Source organism: Pantoea sp. USHLN256, assembly GCF_037149875.1.
GTDB classification, from domain to species: domain Bacteria; phylum Pseudomonadota; class Gammaproteobacteria; order Enterobacterales; family Enterobacteriaceae; genus Pantoea; species Pantoea nemavictus.
Genome location: NZ_JBBCQO010000022.1, coordinates 1 through 22131, shown reverse-complemented (window position 1 = coordinate 22131; position 22131 = coordinate 1). Strand labels below are relative to the sequence as shown.

Here is a 22131-nt window from a genome sequence, read left to right as displayed (position 1 = left end):
TTAGCGCGGTGGTCCCACCTGACCCCATGCCGAACTCAGAAGTGAAACGCCGTAGCGCCGATGGTAGTGTGGGGTCTCCCCATGCGAGAGTAGGGAACTGCCAGGCATCAATTTAAGATCCGTTATCGGATCGTGACCTTCCCGGTGACGCGGAAAGGGCGAAACACCTGAAATCAGAACGATTTTCTGATGTCAGTACAGAATCGGTGGAGCGGTAGTTCAGTTGGTTAGAATACCTGCCTGTCACGCAGGGGGTCGCGGGTTCGAGCCCCGTCCGTTCCGCCACCCTAATTAGGGGCGTAGTTCAATTGGTAGAGCACCGGTCTCCAAAACCGGGTGTTGGGGGTTCGAGTCCCTCCGCCCCTGCCAGAAAATAATCCTTTGCTTCGGCAAAGGATTTTTTTTGTCCAAAATTCAGCAGTGAAATGAGTTTGAGTTTCACTGTGATCCACTCAAACTCCCCCTCATTTATTATTTTATGGTGCCAATACCGGATATTTAAGCAGCTGGCGGATGTGACTCTGCTGATCGCTATTCTGCAGCCACACAGCATATAACGGTCGCACAGCGACTGGTGTATCTGGAATAACCATCAAATCACTATAAATTCCGTGCCAGAAATCAGGTAAAAATGCACACGCACCCGTGGTATGCAGTAATTCACGCGTAACATGTGCTGATGTGGTGGTTAATACTGGAACATCATCGCTGGATAGATAACTTTCATGTTGATGAAAATCCGCGCCCCATTCCAGCTTAATGTAATCATACTTTTCACGCTTCTCAGTTTTCCGCGCTCGGAATAATGCGAGCGAGATATGGCCAATCTGCTGACTGGTTAACTCATCCATCTTTGGTGCTTCGGTGGTAATCAACAAGTCCAACTGACGTTCATGTAATTGCTTAACCAATAGATGTCGTTGGGCAATACGTGCTTCAAGATGAAGGCTCTCTCTGTTCTCATAAAGTGTTTGTAACCAAGGAGTTAAATAGGCTTCCCAAAGGGATGCGCTGCCTCCTATTGAAAGCTCGTGATGCTGCTGTGTGTGCGAAACTTCCTTTTTAGCCATCAACCACGTACTCATCAAGCTTTCGGCATAGGGTAATAAACGCTCACCTGCCGAAGTTAGCCGGATGTTATTACGGTGACGAGTAAAAAGATTAACGCCCAGCTGATTCTCCAGCTGACGAATGCGAAAACTAACGGCAGATTGCGTGAGGTAAAGCGCTTCAGCAGCACGCCCGAAATGACGCGTTCTGCTCACTTCGAGGAAAGTTTTCAGTAATTCCGTATCCACTGCATTCTCCCAAAAATTGTTTGTCGTACTGATTTAAATGTTTTGTTTTACACTCTGTCAAGCCTATCTAATACTCCGCGCCATAAATAGCACGGCCATATGAGAGTCAGGAGCGTGTAAAATGGCGGATAGCTTCGCAACAACGAATCGTTTCTTTGATAACAAACATTACCCACGTGGTTTTTCGCGTCATGGTGATTTCACCATTAAAGAAGCTCAGCTTCTGGAGCGCCACGGTTACGCCTTTAATGAACTGGATCTCGCTAAGCGTGAACCCACTACAGAAGAAGAGCGTTCATTTTTAGAAGTATGTCGTGGTCTTCGTGAGCCGCAAACGGAAGCTGAACGCGTATGGTCGAAATATACCTCACGTATCAAGCGTCCTAAGCGTTTCCACACGTTGTCTGGCGGGAAGCCGCAGATGGACACTGTGGAAGATTTCAGCGATAGCGATGATTAAGAATAGCGGGGCTTAAATAAGCCCCGTTTTTTATTCCAGATTTTTATGTAGATAGATCATTAAACGGTCAATGCTGCGATAACCCACCGCTTCCTGCAAATGATCCCGCTGAATCGACTCTTCACCTGCTAAGTCAGCAATTGTTCTCGCCACTTTTAGAATCCGCTGCCATGCACGCACTGAAAGTCCCAACGAATTCAATACCCCTTCCAGCCATTCAGCATCCTGCTGCTTTAACGGGCACCAGCGTAAAATCTCTGGGTTAGAGAGGTGGGCATTCACCTTGCCACTACGCGCTGTTTGGATCTCATGGGCCACAAGGACGCGACTCAAAACCTCAGCGCTGCTTTCGCTGACCTGATGTTTCTTACTTAACGATCCGCTCGGGAGAAGAGGGACTTCCAGCGAGAGATCAAAGCGGTCAAGAAAAGGTCCTGAAAGGCGATTGAGATAGCGCAAGACCTGTTGTGGAGAAGAGCGATTGTGGTTGCCCTGATAATGCCCGGTGGGGCTAGGATTCATTGCACCAATTAATTGAAAACGCGCTGGATAGGTCACTTTAGCGCGGGTACGCGAAATAGCAATCTCACCTGACTCAATGGGTTCGCGTAACGCATCCAGCGTTTTGCGCTCAAACTCCGGCAGTTCATCAAGGAACAACACGCCGTTGTGCGCCAAAGAGATTTCTCCCGGGCGTGGTAGTGAACCGCCACCCACTAGCGCATACAATGAAGCACTGTGGTGAGGCGCTCTGAACGGCCGTTTACGCCACTGTTGATGCAGATTGCCACTGCTGACCAGACTGGCGATAGCGGCGCACTCCAGCGCTTCCTGGTCGTCTAACGGCGGCATGATTCCCGGCAGACGCGTCGCCAGCATCGTCTTACCGGTGCCCGGCGGTCCAATGAGTAATAGATTATGCCCACCCGCAGCTGTAATCTCGAGCGCCCGCCGGCCTTGATCCTGACCAATGATATCGCTGAGGTCTTGCTTCCCCTGCTCAATCGTATCGGGTTGATAGTGGGCGACAGTCAATGTTGTTTGGTTATGTAGAAAGGCGCAGATTTCGACCAGATGTTTGCCAACTAACGTCTCGCCTTGCTGAATCAATCCTACATCCTGTTGATTCTGTTCAGCTAACACCATTTGTCGGCCTGCTTGCAATGCTGCCATGGCTGCCGGAATAGCAGCCTGAACGCCACAGAGCGCGCCGTTGAGGGCTAACTCGCCCAGGAATTCATATTGCGCCAGTTTTGCGTCAGGAAGCTGCTCAGAGGCCGCCAGAATCGCGATAGCGATTGGTAGGTCATAGCGTCCGCCTTCTTTAGGGAGATCGGCAGGTGCAAGATTAATGGTGACGCGTTTCGCCGGGAAGGTGAATCCACTGTTGATAATCGCACTGCGCACCCGTTCTCTGGCTTCTTTAACCGTGGTTTCGGGCAGGCCAACCAATGTTAGGGCGGGTAAGCCATTACTGATATGTACTTCCACCGTCACCAGCGGAGCCTGCACACCCAGCGCTGCCCGCGTTAATACTTTTGATAAAGACATAACAGCTCCTTGTTGCCTTTATCATCTGTGCCCTAAAGTGGTCGATCAAATACCAACGCTACATTTCCAGACCTCGACTCCTTACGTTCAGCAATAGTTACAGTTGTTTCGCTGTAATTCGGAACCGCCTCTCAAACCACAAATGAAAATTACGCCGCGTGCGTAATGAATATTTATCACAAATGTAAATAACCTTTTACTTACAATGTGATAACGGACAGGCGCCAAAGTCGCTATAAAAAAATCCCATGAAAATTATTGTCAACATCATGCTAACTATGGTAACTCTGTAGGTATTACTTCGAACAATCGAAAAAACAAATTACACATGAAAGCCCTTCTACAAGTGATTAGCCTAGTCGTGATTAGCGTGGTGGTGATTATTATCCCACCGTGCGGGGCATCGCTTGGAGAAAGAAAGGCTTAAAAATCAAGTCTGGAATTCCAAAAACCCCCGCACCGAAAGGTCCGGGGGTTTTTTTTTAACCAGATGAAATATCAGCGAATCAGCGAGGAACAGATTATGAGCAGTAGCATAAAATTCTGTTGTTCCCCAAGGAATACAGGAGAATAACCATGACAGGTGCACAGTGGGTAGTTCAGGCTTTACGCGCGCAGGGTGTCGATACAGTGTTTGGCTATCCTGGCGGCGCAATCATGCCAGTGTACGACGCGCTCTACGATGGCGGCGTGGAACACCTACTGTGCCGTCATGAGCAAGGTGCGGTGATGGCGGCAATTGGTTATGCCCGCGCAACCGGGAAGACTGGCGTATGTATTGCGACTTCGGGCCCAGGTGCCACCAACCTGATTACAGGGCTGGCGGATGCGATGATGGATTCAATCCCAGTTGTGGCGATCACCGGTCAGGTCTCTTCCGCCTTCATCGGTACCGACGCCTTCCAGGAAATCGATGTTCTCGGTTTGTCGTTAGCTTGTACCAAGCACAGTTTCCTCGTTGAATCCCTTGATGATTTACCTTCTGTCATGGCCGAAGCCTTCGCCATTGCCCAGGCTGGCCGCCCTGGCCCGGTGCTGGTCGATATCCCGAAAGACATTCAGGTCGCCAATGGCGAACTGACGCCGCACCTGCTGCCAGTGGAAGAAGAAGTAAGCCATTCCGCGCAACATATCGCGGAGGCGCGAGCCTTAATGGCGCAGTCCCACAAACCGATGTTGTATATCGGTGGTGGCGTAGGAATGGCGCAGGCGGTTCCAGCACTGCGCGCCATGGCGCAGGAAACGGGTATTCCGATGGTTTCCACCCTGAAAGGTCTCGGCAGCGCGGATGCCAGCAGCGATCTTTATCTGGGTATGCTGGGCATGCACGGCACCAAAGCCGCCAACCTCGCCGTGCAATCCTGTGATTTGCTGATTGCAGTGGGCGCACGCTTTGACGACCGCGTCACCGGCAAGCTGGATACTTTTGCACCTCATGCCAGCGTCATTCACATCGATATCGATCCTGCCGAGCTGAACAAACTGCGTCGTGCACATGTCTCGTTGCAGGGCGATATGAATCAGGTGTTGCCTGCGCTCAGCATGCCGCTGCAGATTGATGGCTGGCGCAAAGAAGTGAGCGCGATGAAAAGCGAATTCGACTGGCGTTATGATCATCCAGGCGAAGCGATTTACGCGCCGTTGCTGCTGAAGCAGTTGTCCGATCGTAAAGCAGATAGCGCCGTGGTGACCACCGATGTGGGCCAGCACCAGATGTGGGCCGCTCAGCACATGAGTTTCACCGCCCCAGAAAACTTCATTACCTCTAGCGGCCTCGGCACCATGGGCTTTGGTCTGCCGGCGGCGATCGGTGCGCAAGTGGCGCGTCCTAAAGATACGGTAATCTGCGTGTCCGGCGATGGCTCAATCATGATGAACATTCAGGAGCTGGGCACCATCAAGCGCGGCAAGTTACCGGTGAAAATCCTGCTGTTGGATAACCAACGTCTGGGCATGGTGCGCCAGTGGCAGCAACTGTTCTTTGATGGTCGCTATAGCGAAACCATTCTTACCGATAATCCCGATTTCCTTACGCTGGCCAGCGCCTTTGATATTCCGGGCCAGCGCATTAGCCGTAAAGATCAGGTCGACGCCGCCCTCGATGCTCTGCTGAACAGTGAAGGTCCTTACTTCCTGCATGTTTCGATAGATGAGCATGAAAACGTCTGGCCATTGGTACCACCGGGTGCCAGCAACGCAAACATGATGGAGAGAACCGCATGAATCAGCATCAATTGTCTATCGAAGCCCGCTTTCGTCCTGAAATATTGGAGCGCATTTTGCGTGTCGTGCGTCACCGCGGCTTCCAGGTGTGTGCGATGAATATGGCCTCCGCGGTCAATGCCGGGAACATTAATATCGAAATGACCGTTGCCAGCCAACGCTCTGTCGATTTACTGTCTTCGCAGTTAAGCAAACTTATGGATGTCGCTTGCGTCGAGATCCAACAACAGACAACACAACAAATCCGCGCTTAGTCGCCAAAGGAAAAAAGCAATGAGTACGAAGAAAGCAGACTTTATTTGGTTCAATGGGGAGATGGTTAAGTGGGAAGACGCCAAGGTTAGCGTGATGTCTCATGCACTGCATTACGGTACTTCTGTGTTTGAAGGCGTGCGTTGCTACGACTCACACAAAGGCCCAGTGGTGTTCCGTCATCGTGAGCACATGAAGCGTCTGCATGAATCCGCCAAAATTTATCGTTTCCCGATTAAAGCCAGCGTTGATGAACTGATGGAAGCGTGCCGCGAAGTGATTCGCGTGAACAAACTGAAAAGCGCTTATATCCGTCCGCTGGCCTTTGTGGGTGACGTGGGTCTGGGTGTGAACCCGCCAGATGGCTACACCACCGATGTAATCATCGCCGCCTTCCCATGGGGTGCTTACCTGGGCGCTGAAGCGCTGGAAAACGGCATCGACGCGATGGTTTCTTCGTGGAACCGCGTGGCACCAAACACCTTGCCGACCGCCGCAAAAGCGGGTGGTAACTATCTCTCCTCGCTGCTGGTGGGTAGCGAAGCACGTCGCCACGGCTATCAGGAAGGTATCGCCCTCGACACCAACGGCTATATTTCAGAAGGTGCTGGCGAAAACTTGTTCGAAGTGAAAGATGGCATTCTGTTCACGCCACCGTTCACCTCTTCAGCGCTGCCGGGCATCACGCGTGACGCCATCATCAAGCTGGCGCAAGACATGGGTATCGAAGTGCGTGAGCAGGTGCTGTCGCGCGAATCCCTGTATCTGGCAGACGAAGTGTTCATGTCTGGTACTGCAGCGGAGATCACTCCGGTGCGCAGCGTCGACGGCATTCAGGTCGGCGAAGGTAAACGTGGTCCGGTCACCGGTCGTATCCAGAAGGCATTCTTTGGCCTGTTTACTGGCGAGACGGAAGACAAGTGGGGCTGGTTGGATCCGGTTAACGCATAACGCGCTTTTTTGCGGGTGTCAGATGACGCCCGCAACCTTATTATTACTGGAGTAAATAGAGCATGCCTAAGTACCGTTCCGCCACCACCACCCATGGACGTAACATGGCCGGTGCCCGTGCCCTGTGGCGCGCGACAGGAATGACCGACGACGATTTCGGCAAGCCGATTATCGCCGTGGTCAACTCATTCACTCAATTCGTACCGGGCCACGTGCACCTGCGCGATCTAGGCAAACTGGTTGCCGAGGAGATCGAAGCAGCAGGCGGTGTGGCTAAAGAGTTCAACACCATTGCGGTGGATGATGGTATCGCCATGGGTCATGGCGGCATGCTGTATTCACTGCCTTCACGTGAGCTAATTGCCGATTCAGTGGAGTACATGGTTAACGCGCACTGTGCTGACGCCATGGTCTGTATCTCCAACTGCGACAAAATCACCCCGGGCATGCTGATGGCGGCACTGCGCCTCAACATTCCGGTGATCTTTGTCTCTGGCGGCCCGATGGAAGCCGGTAAAACCAAACTGTCCGATCAAATCATCAAGCTGGATCTGGTGGACGCAATGATTCAGGGTGCCAACCCGAACGTCAGCGATGCCGACAGCGATCAGATCGAACGTTCCGCTTGTCCAACCTGCGGTTCCTGTTCCGGGATGTTCACCGCCAACTCCATGAACTGTCTGACTGAAGCGCTGGGCTTGTCGCAGCCGGGTAACGGTTCACTGTTGGCAACGCACGCCGATCGTAAAGAGCTGTTCATTAATGCCGGTAAGCGCATCGTTAGCCTGACCAAACGCTATTACGAGCAGGATGACGACAACATGCTGCCGCGTAACATCGCCACCAAGGCGGCGTTCGAGAATGCGATGACGCTGGATATCGCCATGGGCGGTTCCACTAATACCGTTCTGCACCTGCTGGCAGCGGCACTGGAAGGCGAAATCGACTTCAATATCTCTGATATCGATCGCTTGTCTCGTAAAGTGCCTCAGCTGTGTAAAGTGGCGCCAAGTACGCCGAAATATCATATGGAGGATGTGCACCGCGCGGGTGGCGTTATCGCCATTCTCGGTGAGCTGGATCGTGCCGGTCTGATCGACACCAGCGCGCGCAACATTCTGCAGCAGAGCATGCGTGAAACCCTCGATCAGTACGACATCATGCTGACCAAAGATCAGGCCGTGAAGGATATGTTCCGCGCCGGTCCTGCCGGTATTCGTACCACCAAGGCATTTTCGCAGAATTGCCGTTGGGACACGTTGGATGATGATCGCAGCGAAGGCTGTATTCGTACGCGCGAGCACGCTTACTCACAAGATGGCGGCCTGGCAGTCCTTTACGGCAATATTGCAGAAGATGGCTGTATCGTAAAAACCGCCGGCGTAGACAAAGAGATTCTCACCTTCACAGGCCCGGCCAAAGTGTACGAAAGCCAGGACGATGCGGTTGAAGCGATTCTTGGTGGCAAAGTGGTGGCCGGTGACGTGGTGGTTATCCGCTACGAAGGGCCGAAAGGCGGGCCGGGCATGCAGGAAATGCTCTATCCAACCACCTATCTCAAATCGATGGGCCTCGGCAAAAGCTGTGCATTGATCACCGATGGTCGTTTCTCTGGTGGCACCTCCGGGTTGTCGATTGGTCACGCCTCTCCGGAAGCGGCGAGCGGCGGCACCATTGCGCTGGTGAAAGATGGCGACATGATTGAAATCGATATCCCGAACCGTGGCATCAAACTGGCGGTGCCGGATAACGAACTGCACGCTCGTCGTGAAGAAGAGCAGGCGCGTGGCGAAGCGGCCTATACGCCGCACGGCCGTGTGCGTGAAGTCTCCTTTGCCCTGCGCGCCTATGCATCACTCGCGACCAGCGCTGACAAAGGCGCGGTGCGCGATAAGTCCAAGCTGGGAGGCTAACCGATGGCTGAGTCTCAACCGCTACCCGCGTCGCCAAACGGCGCGGAATATTTGCGCGCCGTGCTGCGCTCACCGGTGTATGAAATTGCCCAGGTGACACCGCTGCAGAAAATGGAAAAAATATCATCACGTCTTGGCAACACCATTCTGGTGAAGCGTGAAGATCGTCAGCCGGTGCACAGCTTCAAGCTGCGCGGGGCGTACGCGATGATAGCCGGGCTGAATGAAGAGCAAAAAGCGCGCGGCGTGGTGACGGCTTCGGCCGGTAACCATGCGCAGGGCGTGGCGCTCTCGGCCAGCACGCTTGGCATCAAATCACTGATTGTGATGCCGTTGGCCACGGCAGACATCAAGGTTGATGCAGTACGCGCATTTGGCGGTGAGGCTTATCTGTTTGGGGCCAATTTCGACGAGGCAAAAGCCAAGGCGATCGAGCTGTCTGAACAGCAGGGTTACACCTTCGTACCGCCGTTTGACCATCCGGCGGTCATCGCCGGACAGGGCACGTTGGCGATGGAACTGCTGCAACAGGATGCGCATCTCGATCGCGTCTTCGTGCCGGTTGGCGGCGGCGGTCTAGCGGCGGGCGTTGCCGTGTTGATCAAGCAGCTGATGCCACAAATCAAAGTGATCGCCGTGGAGTCGGAAGATTCAGCCTGCCTAAAGGCGGCGCTGGAAGCCGGTGAGCCGGTAGATTTGCCGCGCGTCGGCTTGTTTGCCGAGGGCGTGGCGGTCAAACGCATTGGTGATGAAACCTTCCGCCTGTGTCGTGAATATCTCGACGACATCATCACGGTGGATAGCGATGCGATTTGTGCGGCAGTAAAAGATCTGTTCGAAGATGTGCGCGCGGTAGCGGAACCTTCGGGTGCGCTGGCGCTGGCGGGTATGAAGAAGTATATCCAGCAGCATGACATCAAAGGCGAGCGCCTGGCACACGTACTGTCAGGTGCTAACGTCAACTTCCACGGCTTGCGCTATGTCTCTGAGCGTTGCGAACTGGGTGAGCAGCGTGAAGCGCTGCTGGCGGTGACGATTCCAGAGCAGCAGGGCAGTTTCCTCAAGTTTTGCCAAACCATCGGCGGACGTTCGATCACCGAGTTCAACTATCGCTACGCGGATGCGGATAACGCCTGCATTTTCGTCGGCGTGCGCTTAACGCGCGGGCTGGAGGAGCGCAGTGAGATCATCAGCCAGCTGAATGAAGCCGGTTATCGTGTGGTGGATCTCTCGGATGATGAGATGGCCAAGCTGCACGTGCGCTACATGGTGGGCGGACGTCCATCGAAGCCGCTGCGCGAACGCTTGTTTAGCTTTGAATTCCCGGAAGCACCGGGCGCGCTGCTGAAGTTCCTGCAGACGCTCGGCGCACACTGGAATATCTCGCTGTTCCACTATCGCAGTCACGGCACCGATTACGGCCGGGTACTGGCGGCCTTTGAAGCTAACGAGCAAGAGCCGGATTTCGAAACCCATCTGACCGCGCTGGGTTACGAATGGCACGACGAAGCGAACAACCCGGCGTTTCGTTTCTTCCTCGCCGGGCAATAATCATAGCTGGTGCCAGAACGCATTGATAAGCGGCTCCCCGAGCCGCTTTTTTTGTACGCACACGCCAAGCTCCAGCGGCGCGACAGATTCGACATTCTCCAGCGTTAACACGCGATTGCGCACCGGTTCCGGACTGTTCTCCAGCACCACGTCCGGCAGCAGCGCAATGCCACAACCCAGCGCCACCATTGAAACAATCGCCTCGTGTCCCGAAACCGTGGCGTAAATCTGCGGATTGGAGATGCGCTGGCGGCGGAACCATAAATCAATACCGCGGCGCGCAGGCCCTTGTTCCGGCAGGATAAACGGAATTTGCGCCCAATCAGGCTCGTCCTGCGTTGCCTGGCTGCGCACCGGACAAGGCAGCGCCGGGGCAATCAGCACCAGCGGGATCAGCCCCAGTGGCGTAAAATCTATGCTGGCGGGCAGCGATTCGGGACGACCGGCAATGGCGAGATCGGCGTCACCGGACTGCACCATCTCAATCGCATCGGCGGCGTCACCGGTGGTGAGTTTGATCTCTACCTGCGGATGTTCGGCGCGGAAGCGGTCAAGAATCGGCGGCAGATGGCTGTATGCGGCCGTAACCGAGCAGAACAGGCGCAGCTCGCCGCTCAGTGACGGGCCGTTTAGATCCATCACATGGCGCAGCTGCTGATATTGCAGCAACGTCTGCTGCGCAAACTGGCGCAGGCGCTCACCGGCTTCGGTCAGCGTGACGGTGCGGTTATCACGCAGGAACAGCGCGTGACCGACATCCTCTTCCAGGCGCTGAATCTGGCGTGAAAGGGTCGATGGGCTGACGTGCATGGCGCGTGCGGTGCGGCCAAAGTGGCAGCTTTCAGCCAGATGAAGGAAGAGCTTCAGGTCTCGTAAATCCATGCGCGTATCGCCTCAACGTTGTGTTGCAAATTTTGCAATGTGACCTTGCTAATATATCAATTTAAGCAACGGATTTCCTGTCATATGATGGGGTCATTCGCGGCGTAGTTCACATCGCCGTTACTGAACAAAAACAAACACAACATCTAACCGGAGTACCCATGGCTAATTACTTCAACACATTGAATCTGCGCAACCAGTTAGCGCAGCTGGGCAAATGTCGTTTCATGTCACGCGACGAATTCGCTGATGGCGCTAGCTTCCTGAAAGGCAAGAAAGTGGTCATCGTTGGCTGTGGTGCTCAGGGTCTGAACCAGGGCCTGAACATGCGTGATTCTGGCCTCGACGTGGCCTATGCCCTGCGTGCTGAAGCGATTGCTGAGAAGCGTGCCTCTTTCCGCAAAGCGACCGATAACGGTTTCAAAGTCGGCACTTACGAAGATCTGATCCCGCAGGCCGATCTGGTTGTAAACCTGACGCCAGACAAACAGCACTCAGCGGTAGTTCAGGCCGTTCAGCCGTTGATGAAAGATGGCGCTGCGCTGGGTTACTCGCACGGTTTCAACATCGTTGAAGTGGGCGAAACCATTCGTAAAGACATCACCGTAGTGATGGTGGCGCCGAAGTGCCCAGGTACGGAAGTGCGTGAAGAGTACAAACGCGGTTTCGGTGTGCCGACGCTGATCGCGGTTCACCCGGAGAACGATCCAAAAGGCGAAGGCATGGCGATTGCGAAAGCCTGGGCTGCAGCCACCGGCGGCGACCGTGCTGGCGTGCTGGAATCTTCTTTCGTTGCAGAAGTGAAATCTGACCTGATGGGTGAGCAGACCATCCTGTGCGGTATGCTGCAGGCCGGTTCTCTGCTGTGCTTCGACAAGCTGGTGGCTGAAGGTCACGACGCGGCTTATACCGAAAAACTGATTCAGTTCGGCTGGGAAACCATCACCGAATCACTGAAGTTCGGCGGCATCACGCTGATGATGGATCGCCTGTCTAACCCGGCGAAAATCCGCGCTTACGCGCTGTCTGAGCAGCTGAAAACCATCATGGCGCCGCTGTTCCAGAAGCACATGGATGACATCATCTCTGGCGAATTCTCCTCAGGCATGATGGCGGACTGGGCTAACGACGACAAAAACCTGCTGACCTGGCGTGAAGAGACCGGCGCAACGGCATTCGAAACCGCGCCGCAGTTTGAGGGTAAAATCGAAGAGCAGGAATACTACGACAAAGGCGTGGTGATGGTCGCGATGGTGAAAGCAGGCGTTGAGCTGGCGTTCGAAACCATGGTTGATGCGGGCATCATCGAAGAGTCTGCTTACTACGAATCACTGCACGAGCTGCCGCTGATTGCCAACACCATCGCCCGTAAGCGTCTGTATGAAATGAACGTGGTTATCTCTGATACCGCAGAATACGGTAACTACCTGTTCTCCTTCGCCGCGGTTCCACTGCTGAAAGAGTTCATGACCACGCTGCAGCCGGGCGATCTGGGCAAAGCGATTGAAGGCACGCAGGTTGATAACGCACAGCTGCGCGACGTCAACGAAGCGGTACGCCAGCATCCAATCGAATCAGTAGGCCGCAAACTGCGTGGCTACATGACCGATATGAAACGTATCGCTGTCGCTGGCTAAGCCACGCGCGACACAGTTTTCAGCAGAAAGAAGAAACCCCGGCTTGCCGGGGTTTTTTTTAATTAGTGCTCGCTGTTGCTCTATGTATGTACTCGCTGTCCCCCATCCCGGCCTTCCCCCGCAAGCGGGGGAAGGAGACGCTGCCACATGCAGCTTCAGAACTAACATATGGCAGCATCTTCCTCCCCCATTTATGGGGGAGGACCGAGGAGGGGGACAGCAAGCACATACGAACCAGAGTACAGCACCGCTCAATCACACCGCTTCATACAGCGTCTGATTGCGCGTCTCTTTACAGGCAATCAGCGCGATCAGCGTCAGCACCGCCATTGAAGCCAAATAGAAACCCACCGCCTGCAAACCGTAGTTCGCATTCAGCCAGGTGGCGATATACGGCGCCACGGATGCACCAAGAATCGACGACAAGTTGTAAGAGAAAGACGCGCCGGTATAGCGCACTTCAGTCGGGAACAACTCCGGCAGCAGCGCGCCCATTGGACCAAACGTCAGCCCCATAATGCTTAAGCCCAGGATCAGGAAGCCCATCACCAGCACCTGAGAACCGGAACCCAGCAGCATTGGGAACATCAGTGCGAAGGCGATAATCATCAGCGTAATGGTGATCATGGTTTTACGACGGCCAAAGCGATCGGCCAGCAGACCGGCAATCGGTACCATCACACCAAAACCAATCACCGCCACCATCAGCATCCATAGGAAGCTGTTACGCGAATAGCCAAGGCCGGCCGGCGCGGGCGCGGTACCGTAGCTCATTGAGTAGACGGTCATAATATAGAACAGCGTATAGGTGGCCAGCATGATGAAGGTGCCGAGAATCGTCGCCGTCATATGCTTGCTCAGCAGCGTGCCAATCGGCATTTTCACCTGCTTATTCTCTTTCTGCACTTTGGCGAACACGGGGCTTTCATGCAGCGAAACGCGTACATACAGGCCAATCAACACCAGCACCGCAGAGAGAATAAACGGCACGCGCCAGCCCCAGTTCATGAACTGCTCATCGGTCAGCAGCCATGAAAGCAGCAGGAAAGTGCCGTTAGCGAAGAAGAAGCCAATCGGCGCGCCAAGCTGTGGGAACGAACCATAAAGCGCGCGTTTCTTCGCCGGCGCATTCTCGGTAGCCAGCAGGGCTGCACCGCCCCATTCTCCGCCCAGGCCAAGACCCTGACCAAAACGTGCCAGCGCCAGCAGCAGCGGAGCAGCCACACCAATCGTTTGATAGCTCGGCAGCAAACCAATCAGCACCGTCGAAACGCCCATAGTCAGCAGCGATGCGACCAGTGTGGCTTTACGACCGACGCGGTCACCAAAGTGGCCAAATACGGCAGAACCAATTGGACGCGCAACAAAGGCGATAGCGAAGGTCGCCAGCGACTGTAGCGTGGCGACGGTAGGATCGCCCTGCGGGAAGAAGATGTGCGGGAAAATAATTACCGCGGCGGTGGCATAGATATAGAAATCGAAGAACTCAATGGCAGTGCCGACCAGCGATGCCACAACCACTTTGCCACGTGAATTAACCGGCGTTTCGTCGTGTTTTTTGTCGAGTGTTTCTGTGATGGAGGCTTGCATAAGTGTTTCTTAATTGTAAATGTAGACAGAGAATCTTACGCACCTGGTTTGCGGCATTCAATGGCGAAAAACCGCGTCAGACCGGGCTTTTTCGCCGAATAAGTGGATAATTTCTGAGTTGCAGCGATCAATGGCGGATGGGAACGGGAAGTGTCACTTTTTTGGCGGGAATCTCTGCAAAAGGGCCAAATTAAAGTGACCCTTCAGCGTTTCCTGCTGGTTTTTGCGGAAAAAATAGCCAGCAGGAAACATTTTTAGCTAGTACGGCATTTGTAACAATCCCGTCAGCTTATTTTGCCTGATGCGGCTGCGGCATCTCTTTATCATCTTTGTATTTCGCCGTAGCGATCCACGCCGCGCAGAACAGCGTCAAACGCGCAAAGAAGTAGAAAAACGCCATCAAGCCAAGCACCGAACCAAAAGCCGCGCCAGACGGCGAGGTTGCCAGCTTCGGCAGCGTCAGCGTCATAACAAACTTGATCACCTCAAAGCCAATCGCCGCCAGCAGCGTGCCGCGGAACAGCGCTTTTTTACGTGGCTTGTGGCGCGGCAAAATCCAGAAGATCCACAGGAACAGCAGATAGTTAGCGAAGATGGAGATCGACAGCGCAATCACCGTCATCGCCGGACGCAGCCACTCAATATCCTCCAGCCCCAGCGCATTAACGATAGCCGCCTGCGCCGCACCGGCAATCGAGGTCAGCGACAGCGTAATCACCAGCGCAAACATCAAACCGAGCAGCGACAGCAGATCGCGCGCGTACTTCTTCCAGAACTTCTCCTGATCGTCTGGCTTACGTTCCCAGACGTCGCGCGACTGGGCACGCACCGCTTCACGCAGATTGCCCATCCAGTTAATGCCGGAGTAAAGCGCCAGCAGCAAACCGGTTATTCCCACCGTGGCACGCTGCTGAATCGCGGTATTCACCGTGTTCTTCAGCGTAGTTGCCAGCGTCGGATCGCTGATGCTGTTAACGATTTTGTTGATCAACTCGGTGAGCAAATCCTGATTCGACGCCAGCACAAAGCCGACCGCCGCAAAGGAGACCATCAAAATCGGTATCAGGGAGAGAAAGGAGAAGTAGGTGATGGCTGCACCAAACTGGCTGCCGAGGCGATCGTTAAAGCGCTCCAGCGCGCGCATAAAGTGCGCCACCGCCGGAATCGCCTGAAACCAGGCGGCGAAGCGCGACACATTTTGGATTGAGCCATCCACGGTTTTATTGCCGGTTTTAATATCAATCAGCGGCTTGGTTTCTGCCTCAGCCGCTGTCTCTTTAGGGGTTTTGTCCGTCATAGACGATAGTCATCCTGTTCACTGCGAAAATTCAATTATAGCGTCTTATGTCACATACTCTTGTAGGACTTGGCTTAGCCACTCCATAAACACTCGCACGCGGCGCGCCACGTTACGGCGATGCGGATAAAGCAGCGAGATCGGCATCGGTTTAGCCGGGAAGTGATGCAGCACTTCAACCAGCTTTCCTGATTCCAGCAGCGGCTGTACGCCAATCGCCGGCACCTGAATAATGCCGAGCCCGGCCATACACGCGGCGCGATAGGTTTCAGTACTGTTTACCGTCACCACGCCACCGGTTTGAATGTAATGACACTGTTTGCCATCGAAATACTCAAAACCTTGCGAAGGCTGCCCAAGCTGCTGGCTGTAATGCACCATCGCGTGTTGCGACAGATCTTCCAGCCGCACCGGCATGCCGAAACGGGAAAGGTAGTCGGCACTGGCGCAGTTAATCAAGGCGTGCGAGCCAATTTTTCGCGCAATCAGGCCGGAATCTTTCAGCTCGCCCACGCGTACCACGCAGTCAAAGCCTTCACGTATCACATCCACCTGGCGGTCGCTGCTGCTCAGCTCAATTTCGAGCCCAGGATAGTGCTGCAAAAACTCGGGCAGACGCGGCAACACAAAGCCGGTCGCCATCGCCACCGACATATCCACCCGCAGCTTGCCGCTTAAGGTGCCGGGATCGTGCTGGAACAGGCTGTCCATGTCGTCGAGCATCGACAACAAATCGAGGCAGCGATCGTAATAGACCAAACCATCCTGTGTCAGATGCACGCGGCGCGTGGTGCGATGCAGCAAGCGCGTACCCATTTGATTTTCCAGCGCCTGAAGCTGGCGCGAGACGCTGCCTTTCGGTAAACCCAGACTTTCTGCCGCGCGGGTAAAACTGCCCATTTCGGCCACCCGCACAAACACCTGCATTGCGTGAATTTTATCCATGTTGTGCACCGATTGTTGTTGTTAGTGAAACAGTGCTGCGTATTCCTCTGCGTTTATAGATCAATTATTCGCGAATATCCTTATCCGGTGTTCAATTTTCCAACTGGAGCGAAACATGAGTCATAAAATTGCATTAATTACCGGCGGAAATCGCGGTTTAGGTAAGAATGGGGCGCTGAAACTGGCCGCCAAAGGCACCGATATCCTGTTTACTTATCGCAGTCATGCGGATGAAGCACAGGCGGTGGTGCAAGAGATTGAAGCGCTGGGCGCGCGTGCGGTGGCACTGCAGCTGGATGTTGGCGACACCGGTAAGTTCGATGACTTCGTGGCGCAGGTAAAAGAGGCGCTGCAAAAAACCTGGCAACGCGACAACTTTGATTATTTAGTGAACAACGCCGGCCACGGTCACTACAAGCTCTTCGCTGAGACCACAGAGGATGAGTTTGATGCGCTGGTGAATGTGCACTTCAAAGGGCCGTTCTTCCTGACGCAAAAACTGTTGCCGCTGATCATCGATGGCGGACGCATCCTGAATATCTCCAGCGGCTTAACCCGATTGACGCTGCCAGGTTCGGGCACTTACGCCGCAATCAAAGGGGCGATGGAAGTGTTAACCCGCTATCAGGCTAAAGAGCTGGGCGAGCGCCATATTCGCGTCAACATTCTGGCACCTGGCGCGATTGAAACTGACTTTGGCGGTGGTCGCGTGCGTGATACCAAAGATCTCAACGATCATATCGCCTCGGTTACCGCGCTGGGCCGTGTCGGCTTGCCGGATGATATCGGTGATGCGATTAGCGCGATTCTCAGCGATGAAACCGGCTGGATTACCGCACAACGCATTGAAGCGTCTGGCGGCCAGGCACTGTAATCGGTAGGGTCGCCATTCATGGCGTAATGCTCGCCAGTTAAGCAGCGTACTGGCTCCGCGGGGGTTCCGCCCGCTAAGCGTATGGCAGTTTCAGAATGTGTGAAGCCGGCGGCCGGGCTAAGGTCCGAAGGCGCGGACCTTAGCAATCCGCGCCTGCGCCGTCCTCGCTGTTCCCTCGCTTATCACTCCGGCCTGACGGACCGCGCGGATTCGCCATCCCTGGCTCATGCCGCGCTTTCGCCGACGTCCTGTCGGCTCATCCTGGCCGTCACTCTGCGCTCGGCGCTGCGGATAGCGCCCAACACCGTCGCCTGTCATTACCGCATCTGATTTGAAATTTTGCTGGCTGAAGATTGTGGGTTACCTGGTCGCCATGAATGGCGACCCTACAGGCGTTTCAGCGATGATAATTCAGGAATAGGCATTGATGCTGCAGCGCGGGTGTTGAGGCGACATCCCAGCCCGCTGAGCGAGTGAGGGATTCCAGGGCGAGCCGCAGGGATGCGGCGAGAGGCGGCGCTGAGCAGGAGCGAATCGCCGCCGGTCCGTCAGGAATCGTGAGGGAGTGAAGGCACCGCGAAGCGGCGGGATGGGCTGGTGCAGGGCCCGGGAGTGAAGAGGGCGTGGCCAGACGCCCTCTTCTCGGTCGCCGCACGGCATAGCTGAAACTGCCACAGCCGATGGCGAACGAAAGTCGCTCAGCGCTTAACTGATCGGCATTACGCCATTTATGGCGACCTCATTAAACAGCGACGCCAGCAGGTTGCCATAAATGGCAACCTTACAACGTAATCGTCCCGTCAATCACCGTCACGGTTTGGCCACCAATCCAGATCGCTTCATGCGTAAAACTCACCTGAATCCGACCTTCACGCTGAATCGCGCTGCCCTGACGCGCCCGGTAATCTTGCGTTTGGCCCTGTGCCGCCAGGTAGCGCGCCAGACAGGCATTGGCGCTACCGGTGACCGGATCTTCGGTCAAACTGCCGTTCTCAACCAGCAACGCGCGCACTTCATACTGCTCATTCTCACCCGAGGGCAGCGCGCCAAAAATCGCCGTGCCGTTAACGTCGGCATGTTGATGTAAACGGTGTAAATCAGAGGCTGACGGCACCACATCCAGCACCGCCTGCGCGCTGCTCAGCGGAATCAGCAGCCAGCGAATGCCCATATCGACGATGGTCGGCGCCTGGCTGAGATCGAAAGCTTCGCTGTTTAACGCACTGCTCATCAACGCATCGCTGAAGGGCGTTAAGGTGGCCGCGGGCGCAGCAAAAGCCAGCGCGCCATCATCGCTGATTTTCACCTCCACCAGACCAACGCCGCACTCCTGCACGATTTTGCCCGGCGTTTTCAGCGGCCAACCGGCTTCCAGCAGCGCATGCGCGGTGCCGAGCGTAGGATGACCGGCAAACGGCAGTTCGCCTTCAACGGTAAAAATACGCACGCGGTAATCCGCCGCCTGATCCTGTGGCGGCAGCACAAAGGTGGTTTCCGATAGGTTGGTCCAGCGCGCAATCGCTGCCAGCTGCGCATCACTCAATCCCTGGGCATCCATGATCACCGCCAGCGGATTACCTTTAAACGCCGATGAGGTAAACACATCCACTTGTTTAAATGCGACCTTCATTGTCACTCCTTCCTCGTTGAGGTTGTCTGAAATCCGGATTTACATCCTGCCGATTGCGAAAGATCAGCATCAGGGCTATGAATAGATTAAGAATTCTGCAATCGGAGTCTGCAATGTTAAAAGTTCTTGGCCGTACTTCTTCAATTAATGTGCGAAAAGTTCTGTGGCTGTGCGCAGAACTGGATATCGCGTATGAATCTGAACCCTGGGGCGACGATCCGCAATCGCTGCACTCAGCAGAATTTATGGCGCTCAATCCCAACGCGATGGTCCCGGTGATGATCGAGGACGATTTCGTGTTGTGGGAATCCAACACCATTTTGCGCTATCTGGCGAACAGCAACGGCGGCGACTGGCTCTATCCCGAAAATCCGCGCGCGCGGGCACCGGTTGATCAGTGGATGGATTGGCAAGCCACCGAACTGAACACGTCCTGGCGCTACGCATTTATGTCGCTGGTACGCAACTCGCCAGCGCACCAGGATCCGCGCTTGCTGGCCGCTGCCGTCAAAGGCTGGTCGCACACCATGAACATTCTTAACCAGCATTTGGAAAAAAACGGGCGCTACGTCGCAGGCCGTAATTTCTCGCTGGCGGATATTCCGGTTGGGCTGGCGGTGAATCGCTGGTTCGAAACACCGCTGGAGCATCCTCACTTCCCGGCGGTGCAAACCTATTACGAGCGCCTGACCGAGCGCGAGCCTTACACCACCTGGGGCCGCAACGGCAAACCCTGATCCTGTCCCGGCGCGAGGCCTGTCATCTCACAGGCCAGCGCGCCAGTGCGCTGCAGTGCCCAGGTATAACGCTCATCAAACGGATAGCAGCAGGAGAGGCGCAACGCGTGCGTATAGCGATCGCTCAGCGAGTAGAGCGCGCCCGGCGTCACACATATGTGCTCCTGCAGCAGACGATGAAACATCTCCACGGTATCGACTTTGCCCGGCAGTTCTACCCAGAAAACAAACCCGCCGCGCGGCAGGGTAGCGCGCGTGCCCTGCGGAAAGTGGCGCGCCAGAATGCCGCGTGCCGCATCCAGATTCGCCGCATAGCGGCGACGCAGCGTACGCAGATGATGATCGTAACCGCCGCTTGCCAGGAATTCGGCCAGCGTTTCGCTCAGCAAACGTGACTCCGCCATCGATGAAACCGCTTTGAGGTGAGCGATGGCGTGATGAAAACGTCCGGCGGCGGTCCAGCCGACGCGAAAATCGGGCGCCACGGTTTTGGTAAAGCTGGTGCAGTAAATCACCCAGCCGTCACTATCAAAGGCCTTCACCGGCGGTGACAGCGGCCACTCAAACTGCAATTCGTCATACAAACCATCTTCCAGCAGCGGAACGTGGTAAGTGTTCACTAACTTCGCCAGGCGCTTTTTGTTCTCCAGCGGCATCACGTAGCCCAGCGGATTCTGTGCGCCGGGCATGGCGATCACTGCCTGAATGCGTTTCTCCTGCAGCAGCATCTCCAGTGCATCGAGCGACAACCCTTGCTGCGGATCGGTGGGGATTTCCAGCGCCTTCAGCCCCAGCGAAGCCAGCAGCGGGAACAGGAAAAAATAGGTCGGCGATTCCAGACCGATGCAGTCGCCAGGTTTGGTCACCGCACGCAGCGCCAGCTGCAACGCTTCCATGCAGCCGTGGGTAAGGGTGATCGCTTGTGGCGGCAGGTTGATGCCATTATGCAGCGCGCGCCGTGCAATCTCCTCCCGTAAGCGCTCACTACCAGGCGGAAGCGCATAGCGTCCGATAATGTCGGGATTCTGTCGTAAAATCGACGCGGTAATGCGCCCGATACGCGCCGCCGGATAGAAGGTGCCATCCTGCGGACAGGCCAGCGAGATATTGGTGTACTCCGGATTATTTTGCGCGGCGAACACCTGCTCAATCAGTTCCAGCTTTTGCGCACTGGGATCGTTAATTTTAGGAGGTAACGGTTTTACCGCGCGCGTCACGGCGGGCAGCACGCCACGCACGTAATAGCCGGATTGCGGACGTGATTCGATCAGGCCACGATCCTCAAGCACTTGCCACGCATTAAGCACCGTATTGATACTAACCTGATGCGATTGCGCCACGCGGCGAATCGCCGGCAGCCGCTTGCCCGGCTTTAGGGTGCCCTGATGAATCGACTCGGCAAAGCTATCGACCAACTGCTGATACAGCGTTTGGCCGGAAGAAAGGGGAAGGGACACAAAAGCCTCCGCGCGCGATGGATACAATTCATATTTGAGACAACTGTACCCATTACAATAGTCATTTTGTGTCTCTGTTTCCATTGCCGCGTACGCATTAGCATGAAGGCATCATTGATTGTTAAGGAAGTACGCTATGCTCGATCCCTCATTTTTCAGCTATGTCACCGTTATGTCGATCACTCCCGGCCCGAACAACCTGCTGCTGGCGACTTCCGGCGTCAACTTTGGCTTCAAACGCACGCTGCCGATGCTATTTGGCATTCTACTGGGTTGTGCGATTCAGATGCTGCTGGCGAGTATGGCGCTCGATGTGTTGCTGCACTGGATGGGCGCGATTCGCCTGCCGCTGACAGTGGTCGGATGCAGTTATCTGCTGTGGCTTTCGTGGAAGATATTCCGCGCCGGCGCACCGCAGTTACGCGAACGCCCGCGCCCCATGACGTTAATTGGCGGCATCTGTTTCCAGGCGGTGAACCCAAAAGCGTGGTTGATGGTGACGAATGTGGCGCTGATATACGCCAACAGCAACGGCGTACTAACCGTGTTACTGGGATTCGCGGCGCTGAATCTGCCGTGCATCTTGATTTGGGCTGCATTGGGCGACCGCCTACGCAGCCATCTGCAAGTGGCGTGGAAACGTCAGGCGTTTAACAGTTTGATGGCATTGTCGCTGGTGGCCACCACCGGCTGGATGCTGTATGACGCAGTGTTGTTGAGTTAACCATTATGATGCGCATGGCGGTGCACCGTAATGGTAGGGTCGCCATTTAGGTACGACCGGGCACATAGGTAACAGATCAGACCGGGCACATAGGTAACACATTTGTGCTCAGTCTATCCGGATAATACGTTTTTCTGCCTGGTCATAATACGCCAGTAT

19 protein-coding genes, 2 tRNA genes and 1 rRNA gene are annotated in these 22131 nt (G+C 55.0%); 14 read left to right on the top strand and 8 right to left on the bottom strand.

Translation table 11 applies throughout. From position 1 onward, the window contains the following. From rrf to WFL93_RS23965, 3 genes are all read left to right on the top strand, one after another. Positions 1-106: ribosomal RNA gene (gene rrf / locus WFL93_RS23975) — 5S ribosomal RNA — on the top strand; the annotation flags it as partial. A 102-nt stretch (positions 107-208) separates the two neighbouring features. Then, a tRNA-Asp gene (locus WFL93_RS23970) sits at positions 209-285 on the top strand. 8 nt (positions 286-293) lie between these two features. Next, a tRNA-Trp gene (locus WFL93_RS23965) sits at positions 294-369 on the top strand. A gap of 107 nt (positions 370-476) precedes the next feature. On the opposite strand, the gene hdfR is transcribed toward WFL93_RS23965, so the two are convergent. Then, the gene (hdfR, locus tag WFL93_RS23960; protein ID WP_007888807.1) at positions 477-1298 is read right to left on the bottom strand and encodes an HTH-type transcriptional regulator HdfR; all 822 of its coding nucleotides are present in this window, start codon (positions 1296-1298) and stop codon (positions 477-479) included. Positions 1299-1419: 121 nt separating this feature from the next. On the opposite strand from hdfR, the gene WFL93_RS23955 reads away from it, so the two are divergent. Further along, entirely contained in the window at positions 1420-1758 is a 339-nt protein-coding gene (locus tag WFL93_RS23955; protein WP_336779197.1) for a DUF413 domain-containing protein, read from the top strand. Between the two features lie 30 nt (positions 1759-1788). On the opposite strand, the gene WFL93_RS23950 is transcribed toward WFL93_RS23955, so the two are convergent. Next, complete coding sequence (locus WFL93_RS23950) at positions 1789-3309, bottom strand: YifB family Mg chelatase-like AAA ATPase (RefSeq protein ID WP_336779196.1); 1521 nt, start codon at positions 3307-3309, stop codon at positions 1789-1791. Positions 3310-3637: 328 nt separating this feature from the next. On the opposite strand from WFL93_RS23950, the gene ilvL reads away from it, so the two are divergent. From ilvL to ilvA, 6 genes are all read left to right on the top strand, one after another. Further along, a complete protein-coding gene (gene ilvL / locus WFL93_RS23945; RefSeq protein ID WP_071531048.1) occupies positions 3638-3736 on the top strand; it encodes an ilv operon leader peptide in 99 nt (32 codons plus the stop codon). Positions 3737-3885: 149 nt separating this feature from the next. After that, positions 3886-5532 (top strand): acetolactate synthase 2 catalytic subunit, encoded by a 1647-nt coding sequence (gene ilvG, locus WFL93_RS23940; protein WP_007888813.1) that lies wholly within the window; start codon positions 3886-3888, stop codon positions 5530-5532. Then, a complete protein-coding gene (gene ilvM / locus WFL93_RS23935; protein ID WP_007888814.1) occupies positions 5529-5786 on the top strand; it encodes an acetolactate synthase 2 small subunit in 258 nt (85 codons plus the stop codon). Before ilvG ends, ilvM begins: the two co-directional genes overlap by 4 nt. Before the next feature lie 19 nt (positions 5787-5805). Continuing rightward, positions 5806-6735, top strand: a complete 930-nt coding sequence (locus WFL93_RS23930) for a branched-chain amino acid transaminase (protein WP_007888821.1) — start codon at positions 5806-5808, stop codon at positions 6733-6735. Between the two features lie 62 nt (positions 6736-6797). Continuing rightward, the gene (gene ilvD / locus WFL93_RS23925) at positions 6798-8648 is read left to right on the top strand and encodes a dihydroxy-acid dehydratase (RefSeq protein WP_007888822.1); all 1851 of its coding nucleotides are present in this window, start codon (positions 6798-6800) and stop codon (positions 8646-8648) included. Between the two features lie 3 nt (positions 8649-8651). Beyond that, positions 8652-10199 (top strand): threonine ammonia-lyase, biosynthetic, encoded by a 1548-nt coding sequence (ilvA, locus tag WFL93_RS23920; RefSeq protein WP_007888823.1) that lies wholly within the window; start codon positions 8652-8654, stop codon positions 10197-10199. Here ilvA and ilvY read toward each other — a convergent pair whose 3' ends face one another. Next, complete coding sequence (gene ilvY / locus WFL93_RS23915; RefSeq protein WP_336779195.1) at positions 10200-11081, bottom strand: HTH-type transcriptional activator IlvY; 882 nt, start codon at positions 11079-11081, stop codon at positions 10200-10202. Positions 11082-11242: 161 nt separating this feature from the next. Here ilvY and ilvC point away from each other — a divergent pair, with 161 nt between their 5' ends. After that, positions 11243-12718, top strand: a complete 1476-nt coding sequence (gene ilvC / locus WFL93_RS23910) for a ketol-acid reductoisomerase (protein WP_336779194.1) — start codon at positions 11243-11245, stop codon at positions 12716-12718. 255 nt (positions 12719-12973) lie between these two features. On the opposite strand, the gene WFL93_RS23905 is transcribed toward ilvC, so the two are convergent. From WFL93_RS23905 to WFL93_RS23895, 3 genes are all read right to left on the bottom strand, one after another. Continuing rightward, positions 12974-14308: an MFS transporter gene (locus WFL93_RS23905; protein WP_007888826.1), complete on the bottom strand. Its 1335-nt coding sequence runs from the start codon at positions 14306-14308 to the stop codon at positions 12974-12976. A gap of 289 nt (positions 14309-14597) precedes the next feature. Then, entirely contained in the window at positions 14598-15605 is a 1008-nt protein-coding gene (yhjD, locus tag WFL93_RS23900) for an inner membrane protein YhjD (RefSeq protein WP_007888827.1), read from the bottom strand. A 45-nt stretch (positions 15606-15650) separates the two neighbouring features. After that, a complete protein-coding gene (locus tag WFL93_RS23895) occupies positions 15651-16550 on the bottom strand; it encodes a LysR family transcriptional regulator (RefSeq protein ID WP_007888829.1) in 900 nt (299 codons plus the stop codon). 115 nt (positions 16551-16665) lie between these two features. On the opposite strand from WFL93_RS23895, the gene WFL93_RS23890 reads away from it, so the two are divergent. After that, entirely contained in the window at positions 16666-17424 is a 759-nt protein-coding gene (locus tag WFL93_RS23890; protein ID WP_336779193.1) for an SDR family NAD(P)-dependent oxidoreductase, read from the top strand. A 781-nt stretch (positions 17425-18205) separates the two neighbouring features. On the opposite strand, the gene WFL93_RS23885 is transcribed toward WFL93_RS23890, so the two are convergent. Further along, positions 18206-19054 carry a PhzF family phenazine biosynthesis protein gene (locus tag WFL93_RS23885; RefSeq protein WP_180822676.1) on the bottom strand — a complete coding sequence of 283 codons (849 nt, stop codon included), beginning with the start codon at positions 19052-19054 and terminating at the stop codon, positions 18206-18208. A gap of 113 nt (positions 19055-19167) precedes the next feature. On the opposite strand from WFL93_RS23885, the gene WFL93_RS23880 reads away from it, so the two are divergent. Next, on the top strand, positions 19168-19791 hold the full coding sequence (locus tag WFL93_RS23880; protein WP_336779192.1) for a glutathione S-transferase family protein: 624 nt from the start codon (positions 19168-19170) through the stop codon (positions 19789-19791). Here the strand turns inward: WFL93_RS23880 and WFL93_RS23875 are convergent. Next, positions 19758-21248: an aminotransferase-like domain-containing protein gene (locus WFL93_RS23875; protein ID WP_007891925.1), complete on the bottom strand. Its 1491-nt coding sequence runs from the start codon at positions 21246-21248 to the stop codon at positions 19758-19760. The two genes, WFL93_RS23880 and WFL93_RS23875, sit on opposite strands and share 34 nt — an antisense overlap. A gap of 136 nt (positions 21249-21384) precedes the next feature. On the opposite strand from WFL93_RS23875, the gene WFL93_RS23870 reads away from it, so the two are divergent. Further along, positions 21385-21972 carry a LysE family translocator gene (locus WFL93_RS23870; RefSeq protein ID WP_007891924.1) on the top strand — a complete coding sequence of 196 codons (588 nt, stop codon included), beginning with the start codon at positions 21385-21387 and terminating at the stop codon, positions 21970-21972. The last annotated feature ends 159 nt before the right edge of the window (positions 21973-22131 follow it).